Source organism: Pseudomonas inefficax (assembly GCF_900277125.1).
Classification (GTDB): Bacteria; Pseudomonadota; Gammaproteobacteria; order Pseudomonadales; family Pseudomonadaceae; genus Aquipseudomonas; species Aquipseudomonas inefficax.
Window position 1 is genome coordinate 70,916 of sequence record NZ_OPYN01000167.1, and the last position, 6,971, is coordinate 77,886.

1 protein-coding gene is annotated in these 6,971 nt (G+C 61.9%); it reads right to left on the minus strand.

All coding sequences use genetic code 11. The features are described from left to right. Positions 1-248 precede the first annotated feature (248 nt). Positions 249-6,962, minus strand: coding sequence for an immunoglobulin-like domain-containing protein (locus JV551A3_RS20545; protein ID WP_328592112.1), 6,714 nt, complete (start codon positions 6,960-6,962; stop codon positions 249-251). Positions 6,963-6,971: the final 9 nt, after the last annotated feature.

A 6,971-nucleotide genomic window follows, 5' to 3' on the forward strand; every position in this document is an offset into this window, starting at 1 on the left:
CACGCCCGCTCCCACAGGACCTTCACGGCAATCAAGACTTGCACAGTACCTGTGGGAGCGGGCGTGCCCGCGAAAGGGCCAGCACAGGCAGTCGAGGAACTTGAGCGGATTCAACAATAACCAGAAGACAGCTGACTCACCATCGGCAAGCCCACTCTGACGGCCTACAGCCAGATCGTCACGCACTTTATCGAAACAGGCCGCCGGAGGAACCCCGCAGCGGCCTGGTGGCCGCCGCGGGGCGCGGCTCACTGCTCCGAATGGTCGATCTTGATGGTTGGATTACCACCACTGACCAGCGAACTGACCGTGGTGTTCGACCAGTTCACACCTTCGAGCTTGATCGACACATCAGCGGTGCTGGTGTCACTGCCCGGTGTGAACTTGCCCTGGGTGCTGACCTGCAAGGTCGACTCGCCATCGACCGTGGTGATCTTCAGGTAGCTGTCGATCGCCGAAAGCGATTCGCCCTGCAGCAGGGCACTCAGGTCCAGGCGGTCGCCTTCCTCAGCATTGAAGTTCCTGACCACGTCATGGCCAGTATCACCTGCCGACCACACGAAGGACTCGGCGGTGCCGCTGCTGCCGGTGACGGTGCTGTCACCTGCCCCCACGAACAGGATGTGGTCATCGCTGCCAAGCAAGGACGAGGAGCTGCTGTCCGATGCGTCGCCCGCCCTCAGCGACATCGTGCTCATCGACGTCGAGGCTGCATCACCATGGGATGTCACCACGAACGAGCTGCTTGCCGAATCACCATCGTGGTCAGTGCCGATGACATGGACCGTGAAATTCAGGTCGCTGGCCGGCTTCTCCTCTACATAGGTAAGTTTGGTGAAGGTTGTGTCGAGGGTACTTTTGTTCGGGGCAGCCAGGGTAATCGTGTCAAAGGCGTGACCGGCAAGCCCCGTGAAGTCGCTGGCCAGAATCTTTATGGACTCGGAGCCCGAGGTGATGGTGTATGTCTTCGTCGCCTCATGCACAACGCCATTGGCGTCCTTGTAGGAGGCGATGATATCGACGTTACCGCTGACCTGAAGCCGCGCAATGCCCAACGTGACCTCTTTCATCGAGATGGCGTGCTGCTGGGCATCGGTGAACGCCACGGAGAACATCTCGTTGGCAGAGAAGTGGTTGTTACCCACCCCCAATCCATTGCCGACGTTGATCGTCGGTTTCCCTGTAGCGCTGGCCAAGGCTTCGAACGTGGCCGTTATGCCGCTATTGAAAGTAACAGACAAGGTTGAGGTATTCCCGGACTTCAAACCTTCCAGGTTGAACGTATCTCGGCTACCTTCACGCATGGCATTCTGGGTCACTGTGTAGTGCCCATCTGCCCCCAAGGCAAGCGTGAACACCTTCGTCGTACCGTCGAAGACCTCCACCGTGGTGCCGCTTGCATCCGTTGCCTTGCTGCTCCAGCCCGAAGGCAGGCCAACGATGGTGCCGAACTTCAGCGTGCCCATGCCATCACCGCCCGCCAGGAAGTGCGTGTCGCCAACCGTCGTGTACCCGACAGTGTTCCACATGCCGGCATTGTCACTGGTGGCGAAGGTAGGGCTATCGTCTTCGACACTGATCGTCAGCGTGCCGGTCGATGAGGTGCTGCCGTCGGAAACGCTGACACCAACGTTGAGGGACAGTACATCCTCGGCCGCCTGGTTCGGATGGTCGAGCGGCCCCTTCAGCTCCACGGTGTAATTGCCGGCGTTGTCGATCCTGATTTCGATCACATCCTTGCCACCGGCCGTGCCGGTCAGGGTCTTGCCGCCATTGGACAACGCCCATTGCACACTCTGGCCAGAGGATGTCAGCGCGGTCGATGGTACTGCCAGGCTGACCGAGAGGTTGGCTGACGGTGTGTCGATATCGCTGATTGTCAGCTTGCCAGTGTACGACTTGCTGTCGCTTTGGTCGGCTGGTGAACCGACGGTGTCTTTGTTCCCGCCGATCAGCCCCTCCTCGGACACCAACGCGGCACCCGAAGTGATGGTTGGCGTGGCATTGGTCATGCTCACCGCAACGCTGGCGCCCGGGACCAGGTTCTCGAACACCTTGCTACCCGTGCCATTCTGCGTGATCTGGTCGATGCCCACGGACACGCTGCCACCACCCACGAAGACACCGTCGGGAATGGCACCTTTCACCGTGCCGGTGGTGCTGCCCGCCGCCACCATGATGGTCAGGCCATTATCCAGCTTGATGGTCAGGCCGCCATGGTTGCTTGCGCTCATGCCAGCCGGCGCTTCCAGATTGACCGTGTAGGTCACCTCCTGGCCCTTGGCTGCCGGGTTGGGCGAAGCGCTCAGCACGACCGTCACGGTGTTGATGGTATCGGTGACAGTGAGGGTCGTGGTTGCGCTGGTGTTCAGGTTCTCGAAGTTGTGGTTGCCCGCATTCGTCACGCTGATGGTCTGGGTTTCGCCGTCCTTGAAGACGTCATCGCTCTGCGCCACGAATGGTGCGGTGGTCGCGGTGGTGGCGTTCTTGGCGAAGGTCAGGGTCTGGCCGTTGCTCAGGGTGACGGTGAACGCTTGGCCTGCCGGGTGGCTCAGGGTACCGGTGATGGTCGTGGTGTTGCCTTCCTGTACGGCATTGCCGGTGAGGGTCAGCGTCACTTCATCACCGCCATTCGGCGTACCCGGGGTGCCAGGGTTGCCTGGAGTGCCCGGTTCGTCGGTGATCTGCAGGGTCACCGGGTCGCCTTTGATCAGGTTCTCAAACACCTGGGTGCCGGTGCCTTGCTCGGTTATGCCGGAAATGGCGATGCTCGGGGCACTGTTGCCGACATAGACGTTGTCCGCCAGGTTGGCGGTTTGCGAGCCAGTAATTTCACCGGCCGGGATGTGAATGACCTTGCCATTGCTCAGTGCGATATCCAGGCCGCCATGCTGGGTCAGGTCGGCACCGATCGGGCCGGTCAGGGTGATGGTGTAAGTCACCGCCTGGCCTTCCACCGCCGGGTTCGGCGAGATGCACAGTTCGGCCTTCACGGTGTCGACGGTATCACTCACGATGACGGTCGTGGTCGCGCTGGTGTTCAGGTTCTCGAAGTTGTGGTTGCCCGCATTCGTCACGCTGATGGTCTGAGTTTCGCCGTCCTTGAACACGTCATCGCTCTGCGCCACGAACGGTGCGGTGGTCGCAGCCGTGGCGTCCTTGGCGAAGCTCAGGGTCTGGCCGTTGCTCAGGGTGACGGTGAAGGCTTGGCCGGCCGGGTGGCTTAGAGTACCGGTTATGGTGGTCTGCCCCCCTTCCTGCACCGCGTTGCCGGTCAGGGTCAGCGTCACTGCATCGCCGCCATTCGGCGTGCTTGGAGTGCCAGGATTGCCAGGGGTGCCCGGCTCGTCGGTGATCTGCAGGGTGACCGGGTCGCCTTTGATCAGGTTCTCAAAGACCTGGGTGCCCGTACCTTGCTCGGTGATCCCGGAGATGGCGATGCTCGGGGCACTGCTGCCGACATAGACGTCGTCCGCCAGGTTAGCGGTTTGCGAAGCGCTGATCTGGCCTGCAGGGATGTTGATCACCTCGCCGTTGCTCAGCGCGATGGACAAACCACCGTGCTGACTCAGGTCGACACCGGTCGGGCCGGTCAGGGTGATGGTGTAGGTCACCGCCTGGCCTTCCACGGCCGGGTTCGGCGAGATGCTCAGCTCAGCCTTCACGGTGTCGACGGTGTCGCTCACGGTGATCGTCGTGGTGGCACTGGTGTTCAGGTTCTCGAAGTTGTGGTTGCCCGCATTCGTCACGCTGACGGTCTGGGTTTCGCCGTCACGGAAGACGTCATCGCTCTGCGCCACAAACGGTGCGGTGGTCGCGGTGGTGGCGTCCTTGGCGAAGGTCAGCGTCTGGCCGTTGCTCAGGGTAACGGTGAAGGCTTGGCCGGCCGGGTGGCTTAGAGTACCGGTTATGGTGGTCTGCCCCCCTTCCTGCACCGCGTTGCCGGTCAGGGTCAGCGTCACTGCATCGCCGCCATTCGGCGTGCCTGGAGTGCCAGGGTTGCCTGGCGTGCCCGGCTCGTCGGTGATCTGCAGGGTCACCGGGTCGCCTTTGATCAGGTTTTCAAAGACCTGGGTGCCCGTACCTTGCTCGGTGATCCCGGTGATGGCGATGTTTGGGGCGCTGCTGCCGACATACACGTCATCCGCCAAGTTGGCGGTTTGCGAAGCGCTGACCTGGCCAGCAGGGACGTTGATCACTTCGCCGTTGCTCAGCGCGATGGACAGACCACCGTGCTGGCTCAGGTCGGCACCGGCAGGACCGGTCAGTGTGATGGTGTAAGTCACCGCCTGGCCTTCCACGGCAGGGTTCGGCGAAATGCTCAGTTCGGCCTTCACACTGTCGACGGTATCGCTCACGGTGACGGTCGTGGTCGCGCTGGTGTTCAGGTTTTCGAAGTTGTGGCTACCGGCATCGATCACGCTGATGGTCTGGGTTTCGCCGTCCTTGAACACGTCATCGCTCTGCGCTACGAACGGTGCGGTGGTCGCGGTATGCGCGCCCTCGGCAAAAGTGAGGGTCTGGCCGTTGCTCAGGGTAACGGTGAACGCTTGGCCTGCCGGGTGGCTCAGGGTACCGGTGATGGTCGTGGTGTTGCCTTCCTGTACGGCATTGCCGGTGAGGGTCAGCGTCACTTCATCGCCGCCATTCGGCGTGCCGGGAGTGCCTGGGTTGCCTGGCGTGCCCGGTTCATCGGTGATCTGCAGGATGACCGGGTCGCCTTTGACCAGATTCTCGAAGACCTGTTTGCCCGTGCCTTGCTCGATGATCCCGGAGATGGCGATGCTCGGAGTACTGCTGCCGACATAGACGTCGTCCGCCAGGTTAGCGGTTTGCGAAGCGCTGATCTGGCCCGCAGGGATGTTGATCACCTCGCCGTTGCTCAGCGCGATGGACAGACCACCGTGCTGGGTCAGATCGGCACCGGCAGGACCGGTCAGTGTGATGGTGTAAGTCACCGCCTGGCCTTCCACGGCAGGGTTCGGCGAAATGCTCAGTTCGGCCTTCACAATGTCGACGGTATCGCTCACGGTGACGGTCGTGGTCGCGCTGGTGTTCAGGTTTTCAAAGTTGTGGCTACCGGCATCGATCACGCTGACGGTCTGGGTTTCGCCATCCTTGAACACATCATCGCTCTGCGCCACAAACGGTGCGGTGGTCGCGGTGGTGGCGTCCTTGGCGAAGCTCAAGGTCTGGCCGTTGCTCAGGGTAACGGTGAAGGCTTGGCCGGCCGGGTGGCTTAGAGTACCGGTTATGGTGGTCTGCCCCCCTTCCTGCACCGCGTTGCCGGTCAGGGTCAGCGTCACTGCATCGCCGCCATTAGGCGTGCCTGGAGTGCCTGGGTTGCCTGGCGTGCCCGGCTCGTCGGTGATCTGCAGGGTCACCGAGTCGCCTTTGATCAGGTTTTCAAAGACCTGGGTGCCCGTACCTTGCTCGGTAATCCCGGTGATGGCGATGCTTGGGGCACTGCTGCCGACATACACGTCATCCGCCAAGTTGGCGGTTTGCGAAGCGCTGACCTGGCCTGCAGGGATGTTGATAACCTCGCCATTGCTCAGCGCGATGGACAAACCTCCGTGCTGGCTCAGGTCGGCACCGGCAGGACCGGTCAGTGTGATGGTGTAAGTCACCGCCTGGCCTTCCACGGCAGGGTTCGGCGAAATGCTCAGTTCGGCCTTCACGGTGTTGATGGTATCGGTGACCGTGAGGGTCGTGGTGGCACTGGTGTTCAGGTTCTCGAAGTTGTGGTTGCCCGCATTCGTCACGCTGATGGTCTGGGTTTCGCCATCCTTGAACACGTCATCGCTCTGCGCCACGAACGGTGCGGTGGTCGCGGTGGTGGCGTCCTTGGCGAAGGTCAGGGTCTGGCCGTTGCTCAAGGTAACGGTGAAGGCCTGGCCCGCTGGGTGGCTCAGCGTACCGGTGATGGTTGTGGTGTTGCCTTCCTGAACGGCATTGCCGGTTAGGGTCAGCGTCACAGCATCGCCGCCATTAGGCGTGCCTGGAGTGCCAGGGTTGCCTGGAGTACCCGGCTCATCGGTGATCTGCAGGGTGACCGGGTCGCCTTTGACCAGATTCTCGAAGACCTGTTTGCCCGTGCCTTGCTCGGTGATCCCGGAGATGGCGATGCTCGGAGTACTGCTGCCGACATAGACGTCGTCCGCCAGGTTAGCGGTTTGCGAAGCGCTGATCTGGCCCGCAGGGATGTTGATCACCTCGCCGTTGCTCAGCGCGATGGACAGACCACCGTGCTGGGTCAGATCGGCACCGGCCGGGCCGGCCAGGGTGATGGTGTAGGTCACCGCCTGCCCTTCCACGGCCGGGTTCGGCGAGATGCTCAGCTCGGCCTTCACGGTGTTGATGGTATCGGTGACCGTTAGGGTCGTGGTGGCACTGGTGTTCAGGTTCTCGAAGTTGTGGTTGCCCGCGTTCGTCACGCTGATGGTCTGGGTTTCGCCGTCCTTGAACACGTCATCGCTCTGCGCCACGAACGGATTGGTGGTCGCGGTGATGGCGTCCTTGGCGAAGGTCAGGGTCTGGCCGTTGCTCAAGGTAACGGTGAAGGCCTGGCCCGCTGGGTGGCTCAGCGTACCGGTGATGGTTGTGGCGTTGCCTTCCTGCACGGCATTGCCGGTTAGGGTCAGCGTCACAGCATCGCCGCCATTAGGCGTGCCGGGAGTGCCAGGGTTGCCTGGAGTACCCGGCTCATCGGTGATCTGCAGGGTGACCGGGTCGCCTTTGACCAGATTCTCGAAGACCTGTTTGCCCGTGCCTTGCTCGGTGATCCCGGAGATGGCGATGCTCGGAGTACTGCTGCCGACATAGACGTCGTCCGCCAGGTTAGCGGTTTGCGAAGCGCTGATCTGGCCCGCATGGATGTTGATCACTTCGCCGTTGCTCAGAGCGATGGCCAGACCACCGTGCCGGGTCAGATCGGCACCGGCTGGGCCGGGCCGGGTTATGGTGTAGGT